Source organism: Burkholderia sp. BCC1644 (assembly GCF_902833225.1).
Lineage (GTDB): Bacteria > Pseudomonadota > Gammaproteobacteria > Burkholderiales > Burkholderiaceae > Burkholderia.
This window is the reverse complement of record NZ_CADFEI010000013.1, coordinates 158,825-184,272: the sequence shown is the minus strand read 5'-3', so window position 1 is coordinate 184,272 and position 25,448 is coordinate 158,825. Positions and strand designations below refer to the sequence as shown.

The 25,448-nt window shown below is 63.0% G+C and carries 21 protein-coding genes; 9 read left to right on the top strand and 12 right to left on the bottom strand.

The genetic code is table 11. The features are described from left to right. Positions 1-31 precede the first annotated feature (31 nt). The gene (locus tag HWX87_RS25235; protein ID WP_176049799.1) at positions 32-1,030 is read left to right on the top strand and encodes an ABC transporter substrate-binding protein; all 999 of its coding nucleotides are present in this window, start codon (positions 32-34) and stop codon (positions 1,028-1,030) included. Between the two features lie 92 nt (positions 1,031-1,122). Here HWX87_RS25235 and HWX87_RS38105 read toward each other — a convergent pair whose 3' ends face one another. The 3 genes from HWX87_RS38105 to HWX87_RS25220 all read right to left on the bottom strand — a co-directional run bounded on the left by HWX87_RS38105 (position 1,123) and on the right by HWX87_RS25220 (position 4,144). After that, entirely contained in the window at positions 1,123-1,683 is a 561-nt protein-coding gene (locus tag HWX87_RS38105; RefSeq protein ID WP_244137749.1) for a hypothetical protein, read from the bottom strand. 84 nt (positions 1,684-1,767) lie between these two features. Continuing rightward, on the bottom strand, positions 1,768-2,610 hold the full coding sequence (locus HWX87_RS25225; protein WP_176049798.1) for a hypothetical protein: 843 nt from the start codon (positions 2,608-2,610) through the stop codon (positions 1,768-1,770). 166 nt (positions 2,611-2,776) lie between these two features. After that, positions 2,777-4,144 (bottom strand): flavin monoamine oxidase family protein, encoded by a 1,368-nt coding sequence (locus HWX87_RS25220; protein ID WP_176049797.1) that lies wholly within the window; start codon positions 4,142-4,144, stop codon positions 2,777-2,779. Between the two features lie 686 nt (positions 4,145-4,830). On the opposite strand from HWX87_RS25220, the gene HWX87_RS25215 reads away from it, so the two are divergent. The 3 genes from HWX87_RS25215 to HWX87_RS25205 all read left to right on the top strand — a co-directional run bounded on the left by HWX87_RS25215 (position 4,831) and on the right by HWX87_RS25205 (position 8,315). Beyond that, a complete protein-coding gene (locus HWX87_RS25215; RefSeq protein WP_176049796.1) occupies positions 4,831-6,279 on the top strand; it encodes an aldehyde dehydrogenase family protein in 1,449 nt (482 codons plus the stop codon). Between the two features lie 110 nt (positions 6,280-6,389). Then, positions 6,390-6,887 carry a hypothetical protein gene (locus HWX87_RS25210; protein ID WP_176049795.1) on the top strand — a complete coding sequence of 166 codons (498 nt, stop codon included), beginning with the start codon at positions 6,390-6,392 and terminating at the stop codon, positions 6,885-6,887. Positions 6,888-6,953: 66 nt separating this feature from the next. After that, positions 6,954-8,315 (top strand): FAD-binding oxidoreductase, encoded by a 1,362-nt coding sequence (locus tag HWX87_RS25205; RefSeq protein WP_176049794.1) that lies wholly within the window; start codon positions 6,954-6,956, stop codon positions 8,313-8,315. Positions 8,316-8,328: 13 nt separating this feature from the next. Here the strand turns inward: HWX87_RS25205 and HWX87_RS25200 are convergent, their stop codons facing one another. Continuing rightward, positions 8,329-9,264 (bottom strand): GlxA family transcriptional regulator, encoded by a 936-nt coding sequence (locus HWX87_RS25200; protein ID WP_176049854.1) that lies wholly within the window; start codon positions 9,262-9,264, stop codon positions 8,329-8,331. An 88-nt stretch (positions 9,265-9,352) separates the two neighbouring features. Here HWX87_RS25200 and HWX87_RS25195 point away from each other — a divergent pair, with 88 nt between their 5' ends. After that, the gene (locus HWX87_RS25195; protein ID WP_176049793.1) at positions 9,353-10,042 is read left to right on the top strand and encodes a DJ-1/PfpI family protein; all 690 of its coding nucleotides are present in this window, start codon (positions 9,353-9,355) and stop codon (positions 10,040-10,042) included. A gap of 233 nt (positions 10,043-10,275) precedes the next feature. Here HWX87_RS25195 and HWX87_RS25190 read toward each other — a convergent pair whose 3' ends face one another. Continuing rightward, on the bottom strand, positions 10,276-11,973 hold the full coding sequence (locus HWX87_RS25190) for a M4 family metallopeptidase (protein WP_176049792.1): 1,698 nt from the start codon (positions 11,971-11,973) through the stop codon (positions 10,276-10,278). 780 nt (positions 11,974-12,753) lie between these two features. Between HWX87_RS25190 and HWX87_RS25185 the strand changes: the two genes are divergently transcribed. Further along, positions 12,754-13,875 carry a DUF2827 domain-containing protein gene (locus HWX87_RS25185; protein ID WP_176049791.1) on the top strand — a complete coding sequence of 374 codons (1,122 nt, stop codon included), beginning with the start codon at positions 12,754-12,756 and terminating at the stop codon, positions 13,873-13,875. A 500-nt stretch (positions 13,876-14,375) separates the two neighbouring features. Here HWX87_RS25185 and HWX87_RS25180 read toward each other — a convergent pair whose 3' ends face one another. The 6 genes from HWX87_RS25180 to HWX87_RS25155 form a co-directional block, all read right to left on the bottom strand. Further along, the gene (locus tag HWX87_RS25180) at positions 14,376-15,512 is read right to left on the bottom strand and encodes a glycosyltransferase family 9 protein (RefSeq protein WP_176049790.1); all 1,137 of its coding nucleotides are present in this window, start codon (positions 15,510-15,512) and stop codon (positions 14,376-14,378) included. A 165-nt stretch (positions 15,513-15,677) separates the two neighbouring features. After that, the gene (locus HWX87_RS25175; RefSeq protein ID WP_244137748.1) at positions 15,678-15,905 is read right to left on the bottom strand and encodes a hypothetical protein; all 228 of its coding nucleotides are present in this window, start codon (positions 15,903-15,905) and stop codon (positions 15,678-15,680) included. Between the two features lie 143 nt (positions 15,906-16,048). Continuing rightward, positions 16,049-16,186, bottom strand: coding sequence for a hypothetical protein (locus HWX87_RS25170; RefSeq protein WP_176049789.1), 138 nt, complete (start codon positions 16,184-16,186; stop codon positions 16,049-16,051). Positions 16,187-16,622: 436 nt separating this feature from the next. Further along, positions 16,623-17,027, bottom strand: coding sequence for a cupin domain-containing protein (locus HWX87_RS25165; RefSeq protein WP_176049788.1), 405 nt, complete (start codon positions 17,025-17,027; stop codon positions 16,623-16,625). Positions 17,028-17,031: 4 nt separating this feature from the next. Next, a complete protein-coding gene (locus HWX87_RS25160) occupies positions 17,032-17,511 on the bottom strand; it encodes a carboxymuconolactone decarboxylase family protein (RefSeq protein ID WP_176049787.1) in 480 nt (159 codons plus the stop codon). Positions 17,512-17,696: 185 nt separating this feature from the next. Then, positions 17,697-18,197 (bottom strand): Ohr family peroxiredoxin, encoded by a 501-nt coding sequence (locus tag HWX87_RS25155; RefSeq protein ID WP_176049786.1) that lies wholly within the window; start codon positions 18,195-18,197, stop codon positions 17,697-17,699. A gap of 456 nt (positions 18,198-18,653) precedes the next feature. Here HWX87_RS25155 and HWX87_RS25150 point away from each other — a divergent pair, with 456 nt between their 5' ends. The 3 genes from HWX87_RS25150 (at position 18,654) to HWX87_RS25140 (ending at position 23,635) form a co-directional block, all read left to right on the top strand. Next, positions 18,654-20,621, top strand: a complete 1,968-nt coding sequence (locus HWX87_RS25150) for an efflux transporter outer membrane subunit (protein WP_176049785.1) — start codon at positions 18,654-18,656, stop codon at positions 20,619-20,621. Between the two features lie 82 nt (positions 20,622-20,703). After that, positions 20,704-21,975, top strand: coding sequence for an HlyD family efflux transporter periplasmic adaptor subunit (locus HWX87_RS25145; RefSeq protein ID WP_244137756.1), 1,272 nt, complete (start codon positions 20,704-20,706; stop codon positions 21,973-21,975). Positions 21,976-22,078: 103 nt separating this feature from the next. Next, entirely contained in the window at positions 22,079-23,635 is a 1,557-nt protein-coding gene (locus HWX87_RS25140; RefSeq protein ID WP_176049783.1) for a DHA2 family efflux MFS transporter permease subunit, read from the top strand. A gap of 641 nt (positions 23,636-24,276) precedes the next feature. Here the strand turns inward: HWX87_RS25140 and HWX87_RS25135 are convergent. Then, a complete protein-coding gene (locus tag HWX87_RS25135; RefSeq protein WP_176049782.1) occupies positions 24,277-25,281 on the bottom strand; it encodes a VTT domain-containing protein in 1,005 nt (334 codons plus the stop codon). Positions 25,282-25,448 lie beyond the last annotated feature (167 nt).

The following is a 25,448-nucleotide window of genomic DNA, read 5'->3' as shown; positions in this document are numbered from 1 at the left end:
ACGACTCATTCTCGATCGACAGGAGCACCCGATGTCGTTTATCTCGGCGGCACGCCGCCGCCTGCTGCTCGCCGGCGCCGCGGTCGTGGCGGCACCCCTGGCCGCGAGGGCCGGGTTCGCGGCGCCGGTCGTCAACACCGATCTCGCCGGCACGACGTTGCGCGTCGCGACCTACAAGGGCGGCTGGCGTGCGCTGCTGCAGGCGGCCGGGCTCGGCGACACGCCGTACCGGATCGACTGGCGCGAGCTGAACAACGGCGTGCTGCATATCGAGGCGCTCAATGCGGATGCGCTCGATATCGGTTCGGGTAGCGAAATTCCCGCGGTGTTCGCCGCGCGCCAGAAAGCCAATGTGCGGTTCATTTCGCGGGTGCGCGAAGACCTGAACAACCAGGTCACGCTCGCGCGCAAGGACACGCCGATCCGCAGCATCGCGGACCTGAAGGGCAAGCGCGTCGGTTACGTGCGCGCGACGACGTCGCACTATTTCCTGTATCGCCAGCTGACGGAGGCCGGCCTCGGTTTCGACGATATCCAGCCGATCAACCTGTCGCCGACCGACGGGCTATCCGCGTACGATCGCGGCGACATCGACGCGTGGGCGATCTACGGCTACAACGGTCAACTCGCGCGCAATCGCTACGGTGCGCGCGTGCTGAAGACGGGGAAGGGTTATCTGTCGGGCAATTTCCCGGTGTACGCGAATCCTCGCGCACTCGATGATGCGCGCCGTCGCGCGGCCACCGGCGATCTGCTGCTGCGGTTCCGGCACGCGTATGCGTGGGCGAACGGGCATTTCCGCGACTACGCGCTCGCGCAGAACCGCGAGACGCGCGTGCCGGTTGCCGATCTCGTCACGATGTTCGACCAGCGCAGCGAAGACTTTGCGCTGCTGCCGGTGACGCCTGACGTGGTCGCGCAGCATCAACAGGTTGCGGATGTGTTCGCCCGGATCGGCGTGCTCGACGGGCCGGCCAATGTCGCGCCGTTGTGGGATACGTCGTTCAATCCGGTGGTTGCGGCGGGGTGAGGCAGTGCCGCGCGGCGATGCCCGTGCGAACGGGCGATGCGTCGGGCCCGACGCGGGCTGCGTCGAGCGATCGAGCGATCGGGCGTGCGGAATCAGGAAAACGTCGTCGCGACCATGATGCCGAATACCAGCCCGAGCGCGATCCCGCTGAGCCGGCCGTAAATCGACGCGCGAACATTGTCGTCGAGCACGAACGGCGAGCGCTTGTGCTTCCAGATCGTGCTGAACGCCACCGGGCGGGTGAGCAGCGCGATACACGCGATCAGCACGGGCGTGGCGACCAGCATCGCGATGCGCTGCCCGTTCCAGTCGACGCCGTGCATGGCCAGCGAAACCAGCGCGGCGAGCGGCACCTCGACGCACAGGCCGAGCAACGAACCGCTGACGAATGAATCTCCCGGGGACTGGAACATGATCGGTCCTGGCGTTCGAATGAAATCGGCGCCCGATTCGAGCTGCCGATAGAAAAAACCACGGCCGTTGCCTGCGGCCGGTCGGCCGTGTTCGGCATCAGCGAGGATGACGGCCGGATGGTAAGGCAAATTGCCGACGGGTTGTCGGTCATTCAAGCTATTTAACAAAAGTACGGAGCAGCGGAAATTTCGTGCCGCATCGCGCTGAGCGCGCTCACGTTGCCGGGGCAGGCATGTCATGCCGCGTGGGAGATCGTCGTGCGGCACGCATGGCGTAGCGGCAGCCGGACACGCGGTAGCCCGATGCGTGCCGGCGCGAGCGCGTCAGGCGGTGAAGATCCGGCGCTGGTAGTCGAGGATCAGGCGATCGATGTCCTGATCGGAGCGCCGCGGCTGGCTTTTCGGCTCGAGCCAGAGCCATCGCATCATCCGGTAACGCGCCTCGACGCACATCAGCCAGGCGTCCCAGTCCGACCAGTGGCGCAGCAACGGGATATTGCGAATGTCCCGCAATCCGTCGCGGATCTCGTATACGTGGAAGTGCTTGCTCGCGCGCTGGCTCAGTTCGTCGAATGCGCGCGCGGCTTGCTCCGGGTCCGACAGCAGAAAGTCGTGGATTTCGATGATCGCGTGGCTGCCGGAGAGCTGTTCCAGCAGCGCGTCGTCGAACAGGTCGAACTCCGCGCCCTCGATATCGCACAGGATGACGCGTTCGGCCGGCGCGCCGCCGTGCTCCGACAGGACTGCGGGCAGGTTGCGATCGGCCTTGCCGTAGACCGCGACGCGGTCCGCCAGCCCCATCTCCGCGGCGCGGTGCTGGATGGCCTGACGGCGCTGCTCGTCCATCTCGAAGCACAGGCTGCGGGCAAACACGTTGTTCCGGACCAGGCCGATGCCGAAGATCCCGTCGGCGGCGCCGAGGTCGACCAGCACCCTTTCGGGCGAGCCAAGCGCCTCGAGGATCGCGCAGACGGCGATTTCATAGGTGCCGAGCAGGTAGCCGCCGACGGCGACTTCCGCCCAGTGGCTGAAGCCGATCGGAAACCCGCGAAGGATGCCGTACTGGACGATCGAGCCTGTCTGCTCGCGCAGCAACTGCGACAGATAGTGCAGGCGAAGATTCGCGCCCTGGATCGAGCTCTGGCTGAAGTACTGCGCGTGGTCCATTGTTTCGTTCTCGCTGGGTGAGGAAACGCGTCGGGGAATGCGGCGAGCGCGGGACGTCTGCCGCGGATGCGAGTGCGTCGTCCCGCCTCGGACGAGAATATAACGCGTTGTCCGCGCATCGCCAGCACAGCATGAACCCGGAAGATGCCGGGGTGCGGGCCCGCGGTCAGCGCAAGGCCTTGATCACCTCGTCCGCCGCCCTGATCCCGGACTCCAGCGCGCCCTCGAAATAGCCGATGCATTCCGTCGCCGTCTCGGTGCCCGCCCAATGAATGCGGCCGAACGGTTCGCGGATACTGTCGCCGTACGAGGTCAGAACGCCGGGCGGCATATGGGATGCGTACCCGCCGAGCGCCCATTCGTCCGTCGTCCAGTCATGGTCCGCGTAGTCGAGCGGGGCCGCCGCGTCGTCGCCGAAGTAATGGACGAGATCGGCAATGACATGCTCGCGGCGCGCTGCCTTGCCGAGCCCGCTCAGTTCAAGCGCGTGATTGCCTTCGATCAGGCCCACCAACACGCCGACACTTTCATCCGCCGGCGACTGGTCGAAAACAAAACCCAGATGGCGGCCGACGCTGGCAACCGATCCATTGAGCCCGCGACGGCGCCAGAACGGGGTTGGGTAGGCAACGTGCATCTTGATGACGGCGCCCATCTGCATTCTTTGCAGCAGTCCCGCACGTTTGGCGGGTAGCGGCGGCGTGAAGCGGATGCGGGATGCGAGCGCAGGCGGGGCGGTGACGATCGCATACCTTGCCTCATACGTGCGTTGCGGGCATATCGCACGAACGCCGTTCTCATCCTGCTCGATCGTGCTCACCGGTGCGTCAAGTACGATGCACCCGTTCAGTCGGTCGGCCATTCTTTTCGGGATCTGCCACGCACCGCCGAGGAACTTGTCCTGCTGAGCGCCCCCATCGACGCCCATCATCGTTTCCAGGCCGCCCCCTTGTCGCAGGCATTCCAGGAAGAACAGATACGACACGTGCAAGGTCTCGGTGCAGGTAATCGCGCTCGTGACGAGACGCGCGAAGTCGCGCGCAGCGGTGGTGTCCACGTGCTTGTCGATCCATACCTCGATCGACATGGCGTCCCACTGGAGTGCGTTTTCCGCCAGCCACGGCGCGCCGACGGGGAGCGTCTGCATGTCGCGCTTCCACCGGTGCAAGGTCAGGCCAAGCTCCAGCGTCGACAAGAAAGGGAGCTTCGGCGTGCTGGTGTACGCGTGCACTTTGCCGTCGATATTGACGAGGCTGTTGCCGTTCGTATATTGGCGATACATCGGCACGCCGAGCGCCGTTGCTTGCTCCCGCAACAGCTTTTGCGATGCACCGACCCATTGGCCCCCAAAGTCGACCGTCTGGCCGCCGACCTCTCCTGGCATGGACCGTCCGCCGACTCGGTCGCGCGCCTCGAGAATCAGAACGCGCTTCCCGGCGTCCCTGAGCTCGAGCGCAGCCTTCATGCCCGAGAGGCCTGCGCCAATAATTAGTACATCTGATTCGTGGTTGGCCGACTGATCAATGGTTGCCATGGTTTCCCTCTCCTTGTCACGCGTCTGCCGCGCTCGGACACGACGCGCTCGTCGTCCGGCGTAGCCGACTTCACTTCGATAAACCCGCCATCCCCCTGTCGATGCGACGCTGACGCCGATGGTGTTCGTGGCGTTCCGTTGCCCCGCGCCGGCGGATGAAGTTGCCAGGTGGCGCGATGCGTCGGGCGACGACTCGAGATGCGCGAATTCATATTTATAGGTCGATCGACCAAATTATGCAAGATATTGGATGGATCGGCACCAGGTGTGCGGCGGGCAAGAAGTGCTCGTCACCGGCTTCCCCTGCGGTTGCCTCGCCTGGTGCGCGGACTCATTGCATCTGACGATGGATATCGTCTTTGTGCTTCGATATTTGATGGTTTACCCGGCAATTTTCGCAATATTTGTGCATGTCACAACATTTGGCCGTCGACTATCTTGGCCCTCGGCCTCCGTGGAGTTTCTCGCAGTGCAACAGCGATCGGTGTTGCGCCACCCGGGATTGTGTTGTATAACGCCAACTAGGTCATATGACATAATTGTCGTCAGCCAGCCGAAATGGCGCTCCGATTCGACAGAAGGCGGGACGAGCGCTCCACAGGGTTGGCGGATGGCTCCGGAACGCGATCGGGCAGCGGGTGACCATGAAGCGTGCATCCGGCACCTCATTTTGAAAGGGAACGACCATGACGGATGAAAAGGCAGAACTGGAACGCATTCTCGACGTTCAGCGCGCGGCATTCCTTGCCGAGGGCGGGGCGTCAGCCGAGGTGCGAAAGTCGCGGGTGGGGCGGCTCGCGATTGCCGTTCTTTCCAACTTCGATGCGATTGCGGAAGCGCTCAGCGCCGACTACGGCAACCGTCCGCCCGAACTGACCAAGGCGCTCGAAGCGTTGCCGTGGTCCGAAGACATTCTCTACACGCTCGACAACATCGAGAAGTGGATGGAGCCTGAAGCAATTCCCGGGGGCTTCATTCAGCAAAAACCCAAGGGGGTGGTCGGTGTAATGGGCGCGTGGAATTTTCCGGTCACGCTCACGTTCGAGCCGGCCCTGAGCGCGCTCGCGGCCGGGAACCGCGTCATGATGAATTTCCCGGAATATCAGGTCAGAACCGGGCGCTTGCTGGCGAAGATCGTATCGGACACGTTTGACGAGGCGGAGGTGGCCTTCATCCACGGCGACCTGTCGACGTCGCAGTCCTTCTCCGCGTTGCGGTTCGACCATCTCTTCTTCACCGGCTCGCCCAAGATTGGTTCGATCGTCGCGCAGGTGGCAGCCAGGAATCTCGTTCCCGTGACGACCGAGCTTGGCGGCAAGAATCCGGTCGTCGTCGCGCCCGATGCCGATCTGGATCTGGCGGCCAGCAGGATTGCGGCCACGCGCGTCGTGAACGGCGGGCAGGTTTGCCTGTGCCCGGACTATGTCTGGGTACCCAGAGGCATCGTGACCGAGTTTGTTGATAAGCTTATTACTCAGTACAACTGTATATTTCCCTCCTGTCTGGAGAATCCTGCAGTCGTTTCCATCGTGAACGAGCGAAATTTCGACCGAATCGTCGGCCTCGTGACTGACGCGACGGCGAAGGGCGCGAAAAAATACGTGGCAGCGCCGGAAGGCGAGGCTGGGCGGCTGCCCGATCGGGCGTCGCGCAAGATTCCGCCGACTATCCTGGTTGATGTCCCCGCGTCGGCCGAGATAACCGACGAAGAAGTATTCGGCCCGGTGCTCGTCGTGTATGGATACGACGATCTGCAGGAGGCGATCGATTACATCACGGCTCGCCCCGCGCCGCTTGCCGCCTACTGGTACGGCGACGACGGTGCGGAATTCCGGCGCTTCCTGGATCGCACGACGAGTGGCGGGGTCACGCGCAACGACGGGCTGTTGCATGCACTGCTTCCTGGCGCGCCGTTCGGTGGAATCGGAAACTCCGGCTCGGGCGCTTATCACGGCAAGACAGGATTCGATACGTTCACGCATCGCCGTTCGGTGGCGACGATCACGCGCCCTGACGGCGTCGCGAATCCGTTGGTGGGTGACGCGCTGGTGTCGGAGCAGACGCGGGGTTATCTCGACGGTTCCATTGCCGCTGCGATCAAGGCATTCGAAGAGCGACTGCCCGAGGCGAAATAAGTCGTCACTGCCGTGATGTCACGTTGCAGATTTTCAATTGGAAAACTTAAAAACGCTGCCTGGAGAAATGGATTCGAGCAAGGCAAGCGTCGTGTGAGGTAACTATTTTCATGATTGCCAGTCAATTTTCCAAGGGATTCAAAGGCGAAATCCAGAATCGGGCATTTGCAATTCGTGCCATTGCGCGCCTTGCCAATCGTCTCGATGGTGATCCGCGTCAATCGCTTTGGGCGGCTTATCTGAGGCTGGAAGAATTCAATGCCCCCATTTATCGTCAAGCAGCAGCTCGATGGGGGTTCGACGTGGCACCCGACACCGGCACGCTGCTGAAAGCGTGGGCGCTTGGCTCGGTTCCGAAATTTCTTCTTGGGCCGTTCCTGAAGCTCGTGTACTCGAAAACGGTCGTCTATTGCGAGGAATTGCGCCGACTCAGAAATATCGGCCCATCGGATGGCAGGGATTTTCTGGATTACATGGTCGATCAGGAGGATCTGCAGATCGAGATGATGCGTCTGTCGCTTGAGGGGCAGGATGCCGTTCTGGCTCGAAAGGTTGATTCTTTCGTCAAAAAGTACGATGGAAAATTCATGCTCGAAAAGCATGGATGAAAGCAGGAACAATGAAAGCGGCCCGGGCTGTTCCGGAGTCTGATCCCGTCAAGCGAACACACCACCATGTCATTTGATCAAGCATCGCTGCTTCAAAGCAGATCGTTCTGGCAGCACGCGTATGGCGAGTACGCACCGAATCCGCCGTTGACGGAAGATCTCAAGGTTGACGTCGCGATCGTCGGCGGCGGCTTCACGGGGCTGAACACCGCATGGCAGTTCAAAAAAGACCACCCCAATGCACGCGTGGTCGTGCTTGAGGCCGCCATCGTCGGCTTTGGCGCCAGCGGCCGCAACGCAGGGTTCAGCACGAAGATGTTCGGTCTCGAACCCGAGATGGTCGTGCTGCGCTGGGGCAAGCAGAAAACGATCGATGCCCATCGCTATCTGCAGCTCGCGGTAGCCCATACCAGGCAACTGATCGAGGAAAACGACATTCAGTCGGAGTACCGCCACAGTGGGCTGGTGCGCGCCACTTATACGAAGCAGCAACTGGGCCGATTGCAGAAGACCTACGCGTTGTTTCAGAAGCTGGGCATCGACGAGGACATGGTGTGGCGCAGCGCGGAGCAGTTTCAGCAGGACTTCCATTCGGAACGCTTTGCGGGTGGCATCTACGAGTCCGGGACGGGATACCTCAATCCCTGCAAGCAGGTGCGGGCGCTCAAGTCCCTGGCGGAATCCGCCGGTGTTGCCGTGTACGAGACGACCCAGGTCACGAACATGGAAAGGACATCTTCCGCGATCGTGGTCACGACCCCGCACGGAAAGATCAAGGCGGACAAGCTGGTCCTCGCGACCAACGCATACTCGCGCGAGGTTCCCGGCCCGGAACGGCTGCGCGCGCGCCAGTATCCCCTCTGGACCTATCAGGTCGTCACCGAACCGTTGAGCGCTGCGCAATGGGACAGCATCGGCTGGAGCGACCGGCAATCATTCGGCGACAACCGGCAGATGCTGCACTACTTCAGGCCGACCGCAGACGGCCGGATCATCATGGGCGGCGGCGACGTGATCGTGTACCGGACAGCCGCTTCGGAAGAGGTTTCCGCGCCGCTGGCCTGGCAGCATTGCGAAGCTCATCTGAAATGGATCTACCCGCAACTGAAGCACACACGCATCGATTATCGATGGGGCGGTCCGGTCTCGGTCACGTTGGACATGGCGCCCGAAATCAGCTTCATCGACGACGAACGCATCATCTATTCGGGCGGATGCTTCGGTCATGGTGTCGCGTTGACGCATCTGAATGGCCGGACCATCGCCGATCTGCTTGGCGGGAAGCAATCCGAGCTGACGGACTTCTGGATCGTGAACCGGAAGTCGCTGTCGATGACGAGCGACTCGCTCTCGTATCTCGGCGGCAGGGTCGCGCGCCAGGCGTTGAAATCCTGGGATTGGTGGGAGGAGAAGGCGCTGAAAAAGTGAAGCGAATCGCGCGTCAGCGCGCCCGCAGCGCCGATGGCGGGACACCCAGCAGGCGCTGGAAGCTGCGGCGCAGGTTCTCGGTGTCGCCGAAGCCGCATTCGAGCGCCACGCGCTGGAGCGACACCGCGCCGCTTTCGAGCGCAGCACGCGCGGCTTCCACGCGCAGTTTTTCTACGGCCTTTGCAGGCGTGAGACCTGTTTCGGCCTGAAACGCACGGGCGAAGTGGCGCGGGCTCATGCATGCGCGTTCGGCCAGATCGCCGACGCGGTGACGCGCCGCGAGGTTGCGGCGGACGTGATCGAGCAGTGGCTTGAAGCGGCCGCTCGCGCAGTTCATCTCCATCAGCGCGGAAAACTGCGATTGTCCGCCGGGACGCCGGTAGTAGACCACCAGCTGGCGCGCCACGAGGCGCGCGACCTGCTCGCCGAGGTCGTTGCCGACCAGCGCGAGCGCGAGATCGATGCCGGCGCTGATGCCGGCACTGGTCCAGAACGGACCATCCTCCACGAAGATGCGATCGGGCTCCAGGTGCACCTGGGGAAAGCGGCATGCAAATTGTTCGCTGCAGGACCAGTGCGTGGTTGCGCGCCGATTGTCGAGCACGCCCGCCGCGGCCAGCAGCAGGCTGCCCGAGCACACGCTCGTCACGCGCGTGCCGCGCCGCGCGCAGCGCTGCACGAAGCGCAGCAGGCGCGGATCGGACATGCGGTCGTCCATGTTGTCGCCGCCGGCGACGAGCAGCGTGTCGATCGTGCTGGCCGGAGGCAGTGCCTCGGCGGCCCAGCTGACACCGGACGAGCTGCGCACGAGGCCGGCCTGCGCGGCGATGGTGCGCAGCGTGTAGTGGCCTTGGCGATAGCGGCCGGCGATTTCGAACGCGGCAATGGGGCCGGCCGCGTCGAGCAACTGGAAGTCGGGGTAGACGAGTACGGCGACGCGGTGAGGCATGGCAGGAAAAGGGGGAAGGGCGACATTGCAGCCAGCACGATAGAGCGCGACCCTGTGGGTGTCAATCCACCACCAGGAGATTCTTGCAATGACTGCTGCACCGTACGTGGTTGTCTTCGCGCTGTTCAAGAACGTCACGCAACTGGATTTCGCCGGCCCCTACGAGGTTTTCCTGCGCCTGCCCGGTGCGCAATGCGTGATGGCGTCGTCGACGGGCGGGACGATCGAGGCCGACGGCGGCCTCACGATCGCGAATGTCCGGCGCCTGGCCAACATCCCGCACGCGGACCTGGTGTGCGTGCCGGGCGGCCTCGGCGTGATCGAGGCGATGGGCGATGCGGAATACGTGCGCGAGCTGCGCCGGCTGGCAGAAGGCGCGCGCTATGTCACGTCGGTGTGCACCGGCTCGCTGTTGTTGGGCGCGGCAGGGTTGCTGCGCGGCAAGCGGGCCGCTTGTCATTGGTCATGGCGCGATCTGGTGCCGGCGTTCGGCGCGACCGTCGACGAGGCACGCGTGGTGCGCGACGGGAATCTGATCACCGGCGGCGGCGTGACGGCGGGCATCGACATGGCGCTGACGGTGATGGCGGAAATTGCGGGGGCCGTGCATGCGCAGTCGGTGCAGCTGTGCATCGAGTACGCGCCGGCGCCGCCGTTCGACAGCGGCCGGCCGGAGCGCGCCGCACGCGATATTCTGGACGCCGTGACCGCGCAACTGGGGCGCATGAGGATGGACCGCTACGATGCGGTGGCGCAGGCGGCGAGGGCGCTTGGATGATCGGAGGCGACTGCCTGCCAGTCGGTGTCGCTTTCGCGAGTCCGAAGTCGGGTAGCCAGAAGACATTGTCCGTCGATCAACCGCCTGCAATCGCAGACGGTTGATCGATCCCGGCGCGTCATTCGCCTGAGCGTCGCGTGACCTCGTTCGGTCCGGCTCGCTTTCCTTCGAAGCGAAGTACCGAAGCGCTGCTACGCGATCTCCGGGCATTCGACGGGCTCACGTACGCGCCGTCAATTCACCCCGACCGCACTCCAGGCGCGTGCGACCGTTGCGCTTTCGGCCGAGTTCGCGCCATACAGGTCGTTCGCTGCCTGGATCGACGCACGTCGCGCGTTCGGGTAGCTCGAGTTGGCGTTCAGGTAAACGGTCAGCGTGCGGTACCAGATCTTGCCGGCCTTCTCGCGACCGAGGCCGCTGAAGGTCGTGTCGCCGTTGCAGACCAGTTGCGTCCTCGACAGGCCGGTGTCGGTCGACGGCACCACCGGGCCTTCCGACAGCAGGTAGAAGAAGCGGTTGCCGACGCCCGACGTAAAGTGCGGATCGTGGCGCGGATTCGACCACGAGAAACCGCCGGACGGGTAGCAGCTGAACGAGCGGCCGTCGAGATCCTGCTTGTACATCTTGCGCAGGCCGCCGCTCACCACGCGCGCCCCGATCACGTAGTTGCCGGGATCGTTCGGGTTGTTCGCGTAGTACTTCACGAGCGTGCCGAAAATGTCGGACGTCGATTCGTTCAGACCGCCCGCGTCACCCGAATAGTTCAGGTTGGCGGTGGCCTCGGTCACGCCGTGACTCATCTCGTGCCCGGCCACATCGACCGAAACGACCGGTTTCGGCAGCCGGGTGCCCGGTTCACCGTCGCCATATACCATCACGTGCGACGACAGCCATGCCGCGTTCGCGCCGGTCGTGCCGCTGCCGGTGTTGAATACCACGTGTGCGTAGCTCTTCACGCCGCGGCCGTCGTTGAAGATGCCGTTGCGGTTGTGCGTGGTCTTGTAGTAGTCCCAAGTCAATGCAAGACCGTAGTCGATGTCCGCGGCGACAGTCTGTCGGTCGGTCGTCGTGTTGTTGCCCCACACGTTCGTGCTGCTCGTGAAGATCGGCAGGTCGGTTGCCTGCTCGACATCGTCCGAGCTCAGGCCGCGACCGTCGTAGACCGAGCCGCTGCCGCGACTCGGATCGAGCAGCCGGTATGCGTTCGTGCCGGTCTGGTCCGTCGTGAGCGTCAGGTTGCCGTAGTACAGCGAGCGGCCGGTACCGGTTGCGGCGGCGGTCTTGATCAGGTCTTGCGCGTCGAGCACGGCGCCGGTACGCGCGTCGACGTAGTACAGCACCGCATCGCCGTGCACATCGGTCGCCTTGCCGTATACGCGCACCGCGTAGGCCAGTGCCGGCGCGGCGTCGCGTGCGAACACGACGAGTTCCGCGTCATCGACGCGGCGTACGTCCGAGTTGAAACGCGCGGCCGCGATGTGCCTGGCCCTGGTCGCGCCGACGTCGGGTGCGTTGCGTACCACCGGGCGGTTTCCGACCTTGCCGATCGTGGCGGCGAGATTGATCGGCGCGAGCTGGGTCAGGCTCGCTTGCTTCAACTGCCCCTTGCTCGAGTGGACGACAACGTCGCCACCGATCACGGGCAGGCCCGCGTAGAAGCGATCGAAGCGCACGTGCTCGGTGCCGTCGGGATCGACGATCACGTCGCGTACCTGGAACTGGTCGCCGTCCGTCGGCGCGTTCGCTTGCGGCCCCGCGAACTTCAACGTCCGTGCTGTGCCGCCGCTAGCCAGGCTGAAGGCGGAAGGGTTCTGCTGGATCAGTTGCAGCGCTTTGTCGACCGCAGCCGACTGGTCGCCGGCCTGGGCAAAAGCGCTGAGACTCGCGACGGTAATCGCGGTGATGGGCAGCAGTCGAGACAGTTTCTTCATGTAATTCCCCAGATTATGAATGGGTTTGTTCGAGGAATGAATCAAGTGAAGACTTCGATATAAGACATGTCGCGAACAGCAGAGGCATGCTAGAGGGTCGTTTTTATAATTACAAGATATTTCCAGTTTGATTAATTTTTCATGTCGGCTTCGTTAATCAAGTCGGGGTTTGGTGAGAAATTTGAAATGATCTCGTCGGGTGCGTTGGGGGGGCGTCGATAGCGTCGCGTCGATGGGAAGGGGGGAGCGCTTTGTGGTACGCGGGAAACGGTGGGGGCGAGCGGGATGGGCGAGGTGAAGCGGAGATGAAACGAGAGTCGGAACTTATTTTGTTAAATATTTATCTTGATTATTTCTGGTTGGCATTTTTTCGTATGAATTAATAATGCTTTCGATATTTTATATTCTTGTTGGCGATGTATTGAATCGGTAGTGAACGTCTGATCGACGATGGCAGTGTTGAGAAATCTGGAATCCGCTGTCGGCTCGTCCCGACTCGCTCGGTGGCTCGCTACGGCAGCCGCCATGGCGCAAGTCTTCTTGCGGCGGTCCGTCTGCCGGAGTTGATCGCCCCCGATCTCGATGCCGATAAAGTCATGGCTGTGGATCTTGCCCGTTCACTGGATTGGCTGAGTGCAATTAGAACCGCCGCAGACCCCCGCCCAAGCTCATGTTCCGTTGGAAAGCGCGAGGGTCAAAATTCTGACAGTTTTTAACCGCCCGGAAAAAGCGGGGGCGGTATGATCTCGTTCGCTACTTGATGAGCACACCGGGGACCCAATGAGTTCAGCGCGATCACTCCACATCGGCATCACAATCGGCCTTCACCACGCGACGGAGAGCCTTTGGGTCAACGGCATCAAGCAGAACGCCCTGTACCTGATGAAGCTCTTTCAGCACTCGCCGCTCGGTCATCAGGTCACGCTCGTCAACACAACGAGCGTCAAGGTCTCGTCCGATCTTCCGTGGGATCTCGGGCAGTTTCCGGTGTGCTCCTTCGACGACGCGAAAGATTCGCTCGATGTTCTTATCGAGCTCGGCGGCCAAATCGATCAACAGCAAACCGCGTATCTGCAGGCGCGTGGCACGAAAGTCGTGAGCTACTGTTGCGGTCCCGAATACGTGCACATGATGCAAGCGATGATTTTCGGCAGGCGGCATGCTGAAACGGTATTCATCAACCAGCGTTACGACCAGGTGTGGATCATCCCGCAAGTCGCCGATACCAGCGCCGGCTACTTCAGCGTATTGCGGCGTCAGCCTGTTCGCGAAGTACCGTTCGTCTGGGATCCGATCTGCGTGGAAGAACGTTCGGCCGCGCTCCCGCATCGCGGGGAGTATCGCCCGACCGGACAACCGAAGCGGTTGTCCGTCATGGAGCCGAATATCGACGTCACCAAGTTTTGCCTCTACCCGATCTTGATCGCGGAATTGGGTTACCGGAAGCTCGGCGCAAAAATATCCTATGTGCATGCGACGAACACGGAACATCTTGCAAAAAGCAGCCCAGAATTCATCGGCGTTGTGCATCATCTGGACCTTGTGCGAGATTCAAAAATAAGCTTCGTCGGGTACCACAATACGCCTCAGTTTCTTTCGGAATTCACAGATATTGTCATCTCCCATCAATCAGGGCTTGCGCTGAATTATTTCTATTTCGATGTTTGCTGGAACGGTTACGCACTGGTTCATAACGCCGACCTCTGCCGCGAGTTAGGTTACTTTTATAATAAGAACGACGTGGATGAAGGCTGTCGGCAACTCGAGCGAGCGATCGAATTTCACGACGAGAGTTGGCAGGATTATCGAAATCAGCAACGAGAAAAAATCGGCCGGTTTTTGTCCACCAATCCGAAGCAGATCGAAGCGTATGACAAGTTGCTTCTCGGGCTTTTTGAGTGAAATCGATCGTCCCGCTTCAGGAAACGTTGCGTCCGCTCGTAGCATCAGAGGCCGAGCGCCGACGGACAAGTACCACGGCACCATCCATGAAGCCGTCTGTATGGCACACGCGCGCCGGAAAATACATGATGCTTGGCGCATTGCCGACCATTCGGCCAACCGCGTAGACGCGCTGCTGCCGTGGCACCACGTGGCGCGGTCGCTGCTGTCTATTTGCGACATCCCTGGATCTGACCATCTGTGCATCTGGCAGGCACGCTGGGCCTGCCTGCGTGGGTCATGCTCGGCGCGCGGGAAGGGCGCAGGGGAACGAAAAGCGACACGAGGCGCTGGTATCCGAATGTCCGAATTTTCCGGCAGGCGGCTCCCGGAAACTGGCGGCGTGTCACCGAGGCTGTTCGTGATGCATTGAGATCGGAGCGGGAAGTTTTGCGCCGCATGGAATGACGGCCGGCAAATCATCGTCGAGGCGGGACATCAACGCGATTCCCGCGCTGCGATCACCCTGTTGCGTGATTGCCAGCCAAAGCACCGGCCATCTCCGATACGGGCCTGCTCCAGTCACCGAGTGTTGCTTGCCGATATAGCTGCATGGACCTGTACCACGGCGTATCGCGATGGCAGTTGTACCAGCGTTCGTCGCATGCCGCCGACAGCAACACCCATACAGGCCGTCCAAGTGCTCCAGCGAGGTGGGCCGGCCCCGTATCCACCGTGATCAGTAAATCCAGCTCATTGAGAATGACGGCCGTATCACCGAGATCACGCAGCTCGCCGCCAATGATGCCAATGCCGTGTTTATCCAGCAGTGCATGTTCTTCGTCGGTAATCGTGCCGAACTGTAGCGCATGAAAACGGCACGCAGACGAACTGAACAATGGGGCGAGTTGCTGCAGCGAGATTGACCGATAAGGTTCATGACGCACCGCAGCATTGCTGCGCCAGATCAAGCCTATCTCGCGAACTCCATTGCGTCGATTGCTGAAAGTGTCAGCCGCAAGCTTCGCCATTTCTCGTCCAGCCGGCGCATGTACATAGGCTTCTGCCCAGCTTGGGAAGTATTGCGTTTTTTGATACCGGATAAAGAGATCAAAGGTACAGATGATGCAATCACTTTGATCAATTGCATCGCTGGCGTTCTCGACAATTGTGATCCAGTTATAGGAGGCGAATATCGGCGCCAGAATGGCTGGTGCCTGTAATACGATAGTCGCAGCACCTTCATCCCGTAACAAGTGCAAGTACCGGGAAAACATGATCACATCGCCCAGGCCGCCTTCCTGAATGATGAGTACGCGTTTCCCGGCGGCAGATTCGTCAAATCGAAGGAATTTTTTGACAATTCGCTGATACTCGCTGGTATGAGCCGGATAAGGATTTGAAACCACACCGGCTCGCGCCCAAGCATCGCGCGACCTGCGATTAAGGGCGTGGGCCTCGTGAAAACGACCTTGAGCGTACTGCGAGATCACGAGTTCAGCTTGCAAGGCTCTCAGGTCAGGTTCGTGGTGAAGCGCCGAGAGCGATTGAATCAATAGGGTTTCGGCCTGCGGAAAAAGGCCGAGAAGGTTCATGTCAATACCGATCTGCGCACGAAAAAACGGATCTTCAACCCGGTCTGCGAGTTCTTTCAGCACCCGTATGGCTTCTTCTGCGTGACCGGAAAGTCTGAGCGCCCGACACAGCGCGAGTCCGGTGCTCGCGGATCTGTCGCGGAGGTAGGTCTTGTATGCGCTGTCGAGCGCGGTTTGGTCGCTTGTCAATTTACCCCCGTGAAGTGCGTTGGCTCAGTCCGACGAACGTTACTTTCGAAGTGCAAATGCTGCCATCAGGTCGTCCTTGAGGTTGCCGTCTTCCAGAATGGCTTGCGTCACCCGATTCGCAATCGACTGAAACGTCGGATCGTTGACCTGCTCGTCGCCGAATTGCCGGGGCAGCACATGTTCGACCGTTGCGCGCGTTAGCTGGAACTCGTCCGTCACGCCCGCCGCGAGCAACAGGTCGATATGCGCCCGGAGCGTTACGTCCAACGGGCGCGGCCCGCCTTTCGGTGTCGGACTGCCGGCCGACGAACGAGAGGGCGGCAAAACTCGCCGGCAAGCCGAATGCAATCGCGAGCCCAAGCTGACATTCCCGTCCGGCGACGGGGATCGTGCCGGCATCGACCGGCCCCTCATGGCTGATGGGCGTCAAATGCGGCAGTCGCGGTATCCGCCAGCAACTCGAGATTGCCTGAGTCTTCGTTCAGAAAGGTCACATGACGATCGAGACGCACGTGGGCAGATTGAGGTGCCTGCGGATCGACTGCCATAAATCGTGATCCTTTCCGTCGAAAGTTAACGCGTGATTGGAATTCTAAAATCCGAACATTCGGAATCAATTAGACTGAATTTGATTTATTGCCGACTATCTGGAGGCAATTGTTCGTGTGTAGGGTGAATGTCAGGCAGTGTATCAAACTGGCAAGGCGTTTGAGCGGGTTTTGAAGGGGTACTGTGAAGTGGGCAGCAAGGACTCTCGACCGGGGGCTTTGATTCCCGTGCGCTTTCCGGTTAGATGATCTTAAGCGGGGCCAAGCCCTGGACTGCGGCCCTAAATATTTATAATTTTAAATCAGTATGTTAGTGATCCGCATATCAACGGCGGATCGAGTTTGGACTAATACCCGGCGGCATGCATTCAACTCGTCGCTTCCCTTGAAACCAACGACGCGGCCCGCGTGTTGCCGGGCCTCGCAAGTGGTTCCGTTACTTCACGGGCGTGAGGACCGGCGCCCCCTTGTTCTTGATCAGGAACACGACGAATCTTGCCGGCTTCGTGCTGCTGGCGTTCCGTCCGACCGTGTGCACGTCTTCCGGGCCTTCGTGGAACGTGTCGCCGGCGTGTAGCGTGACCTCCTTGCCGCCGTTCAGGCCCATCACGATGCTGCCGTCGAGCACGTAGACGAATGCGTGTGCGTCGTGGCGATGGACGGGATCGACGCTGCCGGGCGGATAGTCCACGACGATCATCTCGACTTCCTTGCCCGGATACTCGGGCAAGGGTTCCGTGGTCAGCTGCGTAACGTTGGCTTGCGGTGCGGCGGCGGCCGGCTGAGCGGGTATCAGCAGCGACAGCGCAAGCGGTGCAAGCGCGAGCACGATGCGTTTCATGTCGTTACTCCAGGTTGGCCTTGTCGAGCCCGAACATCTTGTCGAACGAGCCGGGCACGATGCGGAACGCGACGTTCAGCCGGTTCCAGCTGTTGATCGCCCCCACGAGGAAGGTGAGATCCGACAGTTCCTTCTCGGAAAAGTGGGCCCGCACGCGTTCGTACAGATCGTCCGCCACACCGTGCGACGACAGCTGCGTCAGCGTCTCGGTCCATTCGAGTGCGGCACGCTCGCGCGGCGAGAACAGCGGCGACTCGCGCCAGATCGCGACGTGATGCACGCGCAGTTCGCGCTCGCCGTGGATCTTCGCCATCTTGATGTGCATGTCGACGCAGAACGCGCAGCCGTTGAGCTGCGACGCCCGAATCTCGACGAGCTCGCGGACCGGCACCTCGATCGTCGTCTTCTGAAGCAGCCCGTCGAGTTCGACGAGCTTCTTGGTCAGCTCCGGCGATTGCTGAAAGTAGTTGATACGTTGCGTCATGATCCGTTCTCCTGATTTTCTGAAGCTGGACTATCGATCCTGCATATGACCATTCATTGCACGACCGCCCTGGAAACCATCGTAATCGCGGGACTTGCGGGCCAGTAGTGCCCGCAACGTGCGCACTATGTTGCCGCTTCGGCACCAATCGCACGACGGGTGCGTGGCCGCGCCGTTGACGTTCACTACCCCGACACGGCGACGACACTGCAGATTCCCTGCCGCGCCATCTTCGAATAGGGGCACAGGCGCTCCGTGTCGCGGACGAGACGCTCCGCGACCTGCTGGTCCACTCCCGGCATGCGGATGGTGACATTGGCGGTCAGCGCATATCCGCCATCGACCGGATCGCGACCGAACGAGACTTCGACAGCCACGGTCGTTTCCCGGATGTCGATCCGGTCGCGTTGCGCGAGCAGGCTCAGCGCGCCGTGAAAGCACGCGGCGTAGCCGGCCGCGAGAAGCTGTTCGGGGTTGGTCCCGCCACCAGGCCCGCCGAGTTCGGTCGGCAATCGCAGATCGAGGGCGAGACAGCCGTCGTCGGATCGTGCGACGCCCGATGCACGGCCATGACCTGATGGGCCGCCGGAGACGGTGACCGTGGTGGTGTAGAGCGTGGCGAATTCTCGCCCGCGGTATTTGTCGAGCAGTGTCAGTGACGGAGGTTGCAACCTCTCGTTCTCCATATGCCTCCCGGATGCTTGTATTGACCGACGCGCGCGTTCCGAGCCGTCCGGATCTGAACGATGCGTCTTGTGTCGAAGCGAATCGGCGCAATGGTGCAGTCCTCGCCTGCAGGTCGTTCCCCATGACCGCCATCCGAAGGATGGCCCCAGCGCTCTTGCATGCTAGGCAAAGACGCGCCGCCCGGCCAGATCAACCAGGGATGCATGGTGTTGCCCTCTTTGCACCAATGCGGCAGGACCGCCGGGCAGCGGTTGCGTCGGTCTTTGCACCGACTGCAGTGGTGCGGCCGATTGGTGCCGATGAGGAACGGGAAAGTGTTCGGATACGGGTCTACCTGAGCATGCATGCGGCTCCTAGTATGACGGCAAGGCAATGCGGCCGATCTTCGGCTTGCGCACGCAAGCGGCCCATCGGTGACGCGACATGCGGCACACATACGCAATCGGAGGCTTGCGATGGACACTTTGAAATTCGACTCGTCGACGGCGTCGCGCGTGCCGATCGATGCGGCACCCGGCATCGACGCAGGCGCGCATCTCGTCAGCGACCGTGACGGCTATGCGCATCACGGCATCTACGCAGGGGACGGACTGGTCATTCACTATGGCGGCTTCCACCATTCCGCACGACGCTGTCCGGTGGAATGCATTCCGTTGCGTCGCTTCGCCGCGCGCGAGGACATCCGTGTTCAGGCGGAACCGGATGCCGTCTATACCGGGATGGCGGTCGTCGAGCGCGCCAGGTCTCGCGTCGGCGAGGACCGCTACCGGCTTCTGACGAACAACTGCGAGCACTTCTGCAGCTGGTGCGTGCGCGGCGTCGGGCACAGCGAGCAGGTATGCCGCGGCTTGCGGAATCCGTGGATCGGCATCCGGGCGCTGTACGCACTGGTGAAGGAACCCGCATTGAACATTCTCTCGATCGCGGGCCGGCATGCGGCGCGCGCATTCAAGTCCGGGATGCCGGTGATCGTCGCAGGCACGTTGTCGGCATGCGTGAACTACGCCGGCATTCACGGCGATGCGACGATGACCGATCCGCAGCATGACGCGACGCAACAGAGCCTGCCGTTCGAGCAAGGACATTGGCCGACCGCGGATTGGGCCGACCAGTTCGGCGACGGCCAGCTGAAATCGTTGATCGACGAGGCGTTCAAGAGCAGCCCGACGCTCGACCAGGCGCGGGCGCGCGTGGCGGCCGCCCAGGCTTATAGCGAATCCGCGCGAGCGGGGACGATGCCGCGTGTCGACGCCAGCTACGCGCTCACGCGCCAGCAGTTTTCCGGAACGGCGCTCGTGCCGCCGCCGTATGGCGGGTCATGGCAGACGGAGAATCGCGGCATCCTCGGCGCATCGTATGAACTCGACCTCTGGGGCAAGAAACGCGAGGCGCTGCAGGCGTCGGTGTCCGGACTGCAGGCGAGCCGCGCCGACGCGGAAGCGGTCAGGCTGACACTCGCGACGGCGATCGCGCGCACCTATAACGAGCTTGCACGCCTGCACCTGCTGCATGACATCGCGCAACAGGAGATCGATCGGCGCGAACGGATCGATCGCATCGCCGTGGGCCGAATCGCGACGGGGCTCGACACGCAGGTCGAGCGCGAGACCGCCCGCGCGAATCTCGCGACGAGCCGTGCATTGCTGAAATCGCTCGATGGCCGGATGCTCGCGACGCGCTACCAGATCGCCGCGTTGATCGGCGCCGGTCCCGATCGCGGGCTGCGGATCGCGCGCCCGACGCTCGGCACCGGCAACGAGGTGCGCCTGCCCGACAATCTGCCCGCGGATCTCGTGAGCCGGCGCCCCGACATCGTCGCCGCGCGGTGGCGTATCGATGCGCTCGCGCACGACGTGAAGGAAGCGAAAGCCGAGTTTTATCCCGACATCAACCTGAGCGCCGCGATCGGACTCGATGCGTTTGGCTTCGGGCGCTTCCTGACGGCGGCGAGCCGTACCGCGTCGGTCGGGCCGGCCATCCACCTGCCGATCTTCGACGCCGGCGCGCTCCGCGCGCAACTGAAGGGACGCTACGCGGACTTCGATCTTGCCGTCGCGACCTATAACCAGGCGCTCGTCACCGCGCTGAGCGAGGTCGCGACGCAAGTCGCCGACGTGCGTTCGACGGACGCACAGCTGGTCGATGCGCAGACCGCGCAGCAGGCCGCGCTGAAGGCGGCCGCGCTTGCGCTCACCCAGTACAAGGCCGGCCTGACGAATCAACTGACCGTGTTGAATGCCGACGTCAACGCGCTTTCCGCCGATCAGAGCGTCGCGAATCTGCGCATGGACCGCCGCGATCGTCAGATCGCGCTCGCTTCCGCGCTGGGCGGCGGTTTCGTCGACACGTCATTCGCAGGCACCGGCGCCGCGGCGCGTGCCGACGCGCGCGGAACGACCCTGCCTGCTGTCGCCGCGCGCTGAGCGGCGATCGATCGAATCTGCCTGGAGAATGAAAATGAGCGAAATCAATCCGCCGGTGCGCAAGCCGGTCGATGCCCCCCGCATGAATCGTGACGCTTCACCGTCTGGAGGCGACGATGTCGCGAGCGCCGGCTCGACGCGCCGGCGCCGGCTGCTGCTGGCGCTGCTCGGCGTGACGGTCGTCGCGGCGTCGGTTGCGTATGGCGTGTACTACCTGACGGTTGCGCGCTATCACGAATCCACCGACGACGCGTACGTCAGCGGCAATCTCGTGCAGTTGACGCCGCAGGTGGCGGGCACCGTCGTCGCCGTGAACGCCGACGATACGCAGATCGTGAAGGCGGGCGATCCCGTCGTCACGCTCGACGCCGCCGATGCGAAAGTCGCGCTCGGCAACGCCGAAGCGGCACTGGGCCAGACCGTGCGCCAGGTGAGCAGTCTGTACGTGAACGACGATCTGTATGCCGCGAACGTCGCGCAGAAGCAGTCCGATCTCGTCCGTGCCCAGGACGATCTGCGCCGCCGCGCAGCCGTTGCCGATACGGGGGCGGTGTCTGCGGAAGATATCGCGCACGCACGCGACACCGTGGCGGCCGCGCGGGCCGCGCTCGACGCCGCCCGCCAACAGGCGGCCGCCAACCGCGCATTGACTGCCCGTACGACGATCGATCAGCACCCGAATGTACAGGCGGCCGCGTCGAAGGTGCGCGACGCCTATCTGGCGTACGCACGCAACGTGCTGCCCGCGCCCGTCACCGGCTATGTCGCGAAGCGTTCGGTCCAGGTCGGACAGCGCGTGTCGCCCGGCACGCCGTTGATGGCGATCGTGCCGCTCGACGGTGTGTGGGTCGACGCGAACTACAAGGAAAGCCAGTTACGCAACATGCGCATCGGTCAACCGGTCACGATGACGGCCGACGTATACGGCGCAAAGGTCAAGTATCACGGCCGCGTGGTCGGCTTCTCGGCGGGCACGGGCAGCGCATTCGCCAGCCTGCCCGCGCAGAACGCGACGGGCAACTGGATCAAGATCGTTCAGCGCTTGCCCGCGCGCATTCAGCTCGATCCGGCGGAACTCGACGCGCATCCGCTGCGTATCGGACTGTCGATGGATGTCGACGTGGATACGCGCGACGACACGGGCCCGCAGCTCGGTGCGGCGATCAACACGTCGTATCGCACCGACGTGTTTGCCGAATACGGCGCACAGGCGGATGCCGAGATCGAGAAGATCATCGCGCGCAACGTCGTCGGCGAGCATGCGGCGGCGCAAACCGGCGCGCCGGCGGCTTCCGGCAAGCGCGACGCAAGGGTCGCGCGCGATGCGCGCGACACCGCGCAGCGCGCAAGCTGAATCGTCGACCCGGTGCGCGTCGCTGTCGCGCCCCGGTCGATTCAATCGTCCGACTGGCCGGCTCGACACGCCGGCACAGTCGCAACTTCAGACTGGAAGCGAGATGAATTCCTCAACGCAACCCGCACCGCCGCCGCTGACGGGTGGCAAGCTCGTCCTTGCGACGCTCGCCGTCGCACTCGCGACGTTCATGAACGTGCTCGATTCGTCCATTGCCAACGTGGCGATTCCGACCATCTCGGGAAACCTCGGCGTATCCGTCGACGAAGGCACGTGGGTGATCACGCTGTTCTCGGCGGCCAATGCCGTCGCGATTCCGCTGACGGGCTGGCTCACGCAGCGCGTCGGGCAGATCAGGTTGTTCGTGGCCGCGATCGTGCTGTTCGTGTTCTCGTCGTGGCTGTGCGGCGTCGCGCCGAACCTGCTCGTGCTGCTCGCCGCGCGCGTCCTGCAGGGCGCCGTCGCGGGGCCGCTGATTCCGCTTTCGCAAGCGATCCTGCTGGGTTCGTATCCGAAGGAGAAGAGCTCGACCGCACTCGCGCTCTGGTCGATGACCGCGACGGTCGGGCCGATCGCCGGTCCCGCGCTGGGCGGCTGGATCACCGACAGCTACAGCTGGTCGTGGATCTTCTACATCAACATTCCGGTCGGCCTGTTCGCGGCCGGCGTGACGTGGATGATCTATCGCGACCGCGAGACGCAGGTGCGCAAGCTGCCCATCGACAAGGTCGGCCTGATGTCGCTGATCCTGTGGGTGGCGACGCTGCAGATCATGCTCGACAAGGGCAAGGACCTCGACTGGTTCAGCTCGCCCGTGATCTGCACGCTTGCCGTGATCGCCGCCGTCAGCTTCGTGTTCTTCCTGATCTGGGAGCTCACCGAGCGGAACCCGATCGTCGACATTCGCCTGTTCGCGGTGCGCAATTTCCGCGGCGGCACGATTGCGATCTCGGTCGCATACGCGGTGTTCTTCTCGAACCTCGTGATCCTGCCGCAATGGATTCAGGGCTATCTCGGCTATCGGTCGGTGGACGCCGGGCTCGTGACGGCGCCGCTCGGGATCTTCGCCGTGCTGATGGCACCGTTGATGGCGAAGATCATGCCGAAGTCGGACGCGCGGGTGCTCGCGACGCTGGCCTTCGTCGGCTTTGCGGGCGTGTTCTTCATGCGCTCGCATTACACGACGGGCGTCGACCCGTATACGCTGGTGCTGCCGACCTTGCTGCAAGGCATTCCGATGGCGCTCTTCTTCACGCCGCTCACCGCGATCATTCTGTCCGGCCTGACGCCCGACCGGATTCCGGCGGCCGCCGGGCTGTCGAACTTCGTGCGAGTGTTCGCGGGCGGCGTCGGCACGTCGCTGATCGCGACCGGATGGAACGACCGGACGATCCTGCATCATGCACGGCTCGCCGAGCAATCGAGCGTGAACAACCCGACCTACACGAGTGCCGTCGCGCAGCTCCAGGCGACGCTCGGCGGCGGTGTGGATCAGGCCACGGCCTTCTTCGAACGCTCGCTGAACGCGCAGGCCGCGATGCTCGCACTGAACGACATCTTCTGGGTGTCGTCGATCATCTTCGTCGTCATCATTCCGCTGGTCTGGCTCACCCGGCCGGTCAAGGGCGGCGGCGGCGGGATAGCGGCAGGCGGGCACTGAACGCGGCCGCCGGAACCGCACGGCGACGATCGCCCGGCTGCCGCGGCGTCGGGATGTGCCAAACCTGCGAGCGTCGATCCCGGCATGGTGTCCGTCAACATGATGGCCACCATGCCGTCGCATTTGGCCGACTGGCCGGATCGTTGCAGGGAGCCGCCACCCCGTGCTTCAAACGCTTCGTCCAACTGTGATCAAGCCGTTCGAGGCCAGCGCGTGCCTTCATCGTCACGGAAACGCGCCGGATGGCGTTTCGAGCGTGCTGACATCGCTTGTCCGTTACGCCGATCTCACTGCCTGTGTCGGGGAATGTGCCCGCCAGGCGTGCAGCGGCGGAAGGGACGCGTTACCCGCAATCCGAACGACAGGTCGTCTTGCCAGCAGGTTTGCGACAAGCGGTGCAGTCGCCGCATGGCGCAACTGTGATCGAGAAAGCCGTGTCAGGTCTGCCGAGGATGCGACCGGGAAGAGGCGTGAAGCTGGGGGAGGGAAGGTTGCGATACCAATGTCCGGCGCGCGCTGCACGAGCGGATGAAGGCGTCATGGCGGTGTTGTCGGTCGCCAGCCGAATCGGCGGCCCGCAGGCCGCCAACGGTGCGATACCACGCTGCCCGGGAACCCGGGCGCGCCACGGGGCCACGGAGTCAATACGTGAAGGCTTTCTGCTTTTCCGGGCCGATTGCCGCGTCGTTCATCGCGACCATCGGTTCCACGTCGAAGCCCGCGACGCGCCACGCATCGATACCGCCGGTGAGCGGCAGGGCGAGCTTGACGCCGGACAGCCGCAACTGCCTGGCCACCGACGCGGCAGACGTTTCGTGCGGGCACGCGCAATAGATGACGAGCGTCCGGTTCGTGCCATAGCGCTCCATGATCTGGCGGGGCTTGCGTTCATCGCCGATCACCGCGCCCGGAATGACGAACGGATCGAGCATTCTCCGCTCGGCGGAACGGATATCGATCACGGCCGGCCGCGGATTGTTCGCGAGCAGCGCATGCAGTTCGCCCGCGCTGATCCGCGCTTTCCCGAGCGCGCTTGCCAGCATTCGCCGGCGGCAATATCCGTACACGAAATACAGCGGCGGTGCGATGGCGATCACGATGAGCACGTGCCAGCCGAGACGGGCGACAAAGGCGAAGACCGCGTCGATCTGCGACGCGAACAGCGTGCCGATGGCCAGCCCGATCGACGCCCACAGCGCGATGCCGACGCAATCGTGCAGGACAAAGGCGCGCAACCTGACGGCCATCGCGCCGCAAAGCGGAACGGCCACGAGCGACAGGCCGGGTACGAACCGCGCGACCACGAGCACGCGAACGCCCCAGCGGCCGAAAAAGCGCTCGGTCGTCCGGACGCACGCGTCGCGCGACGGCGTCAGTTTGCAGACGGTGTGAAGCGTGCGCTTGCCGTAGCGCTTCCCACCCTGGTACCAGACCAGGTCGCCGAGCAGGCCGCCAACCACGGCGGCGGCCAGTAGCGCCGAGAAATGCAGCAGCGCCGACGACGCGACATGGGTCACGAGCGCGATGCCCGCGCCCACTGTGACCAAGGTCGGAATGGCAGGCAGCGGCAGGCCGAGCGACGATCCGAGCACGTTCAGGAATACGACCAGCGTGCCGTACCTCGCGATCATTTCATGCGACATCATGGTGCTCTCCTTGCGGCGGGCGCATGCGCGATCTCGACGATCGGTCATTGCGCCGCCTGAAGCGGTCCTGCAGGCGCGGTACCGCGAGTCGGGAACGGCGCCGGCGGGCCGCCGGTCACGCGTCGCCGGCCCGCGGCCGACCGCCTGGCTCGCCCGCGGCTGGCGTC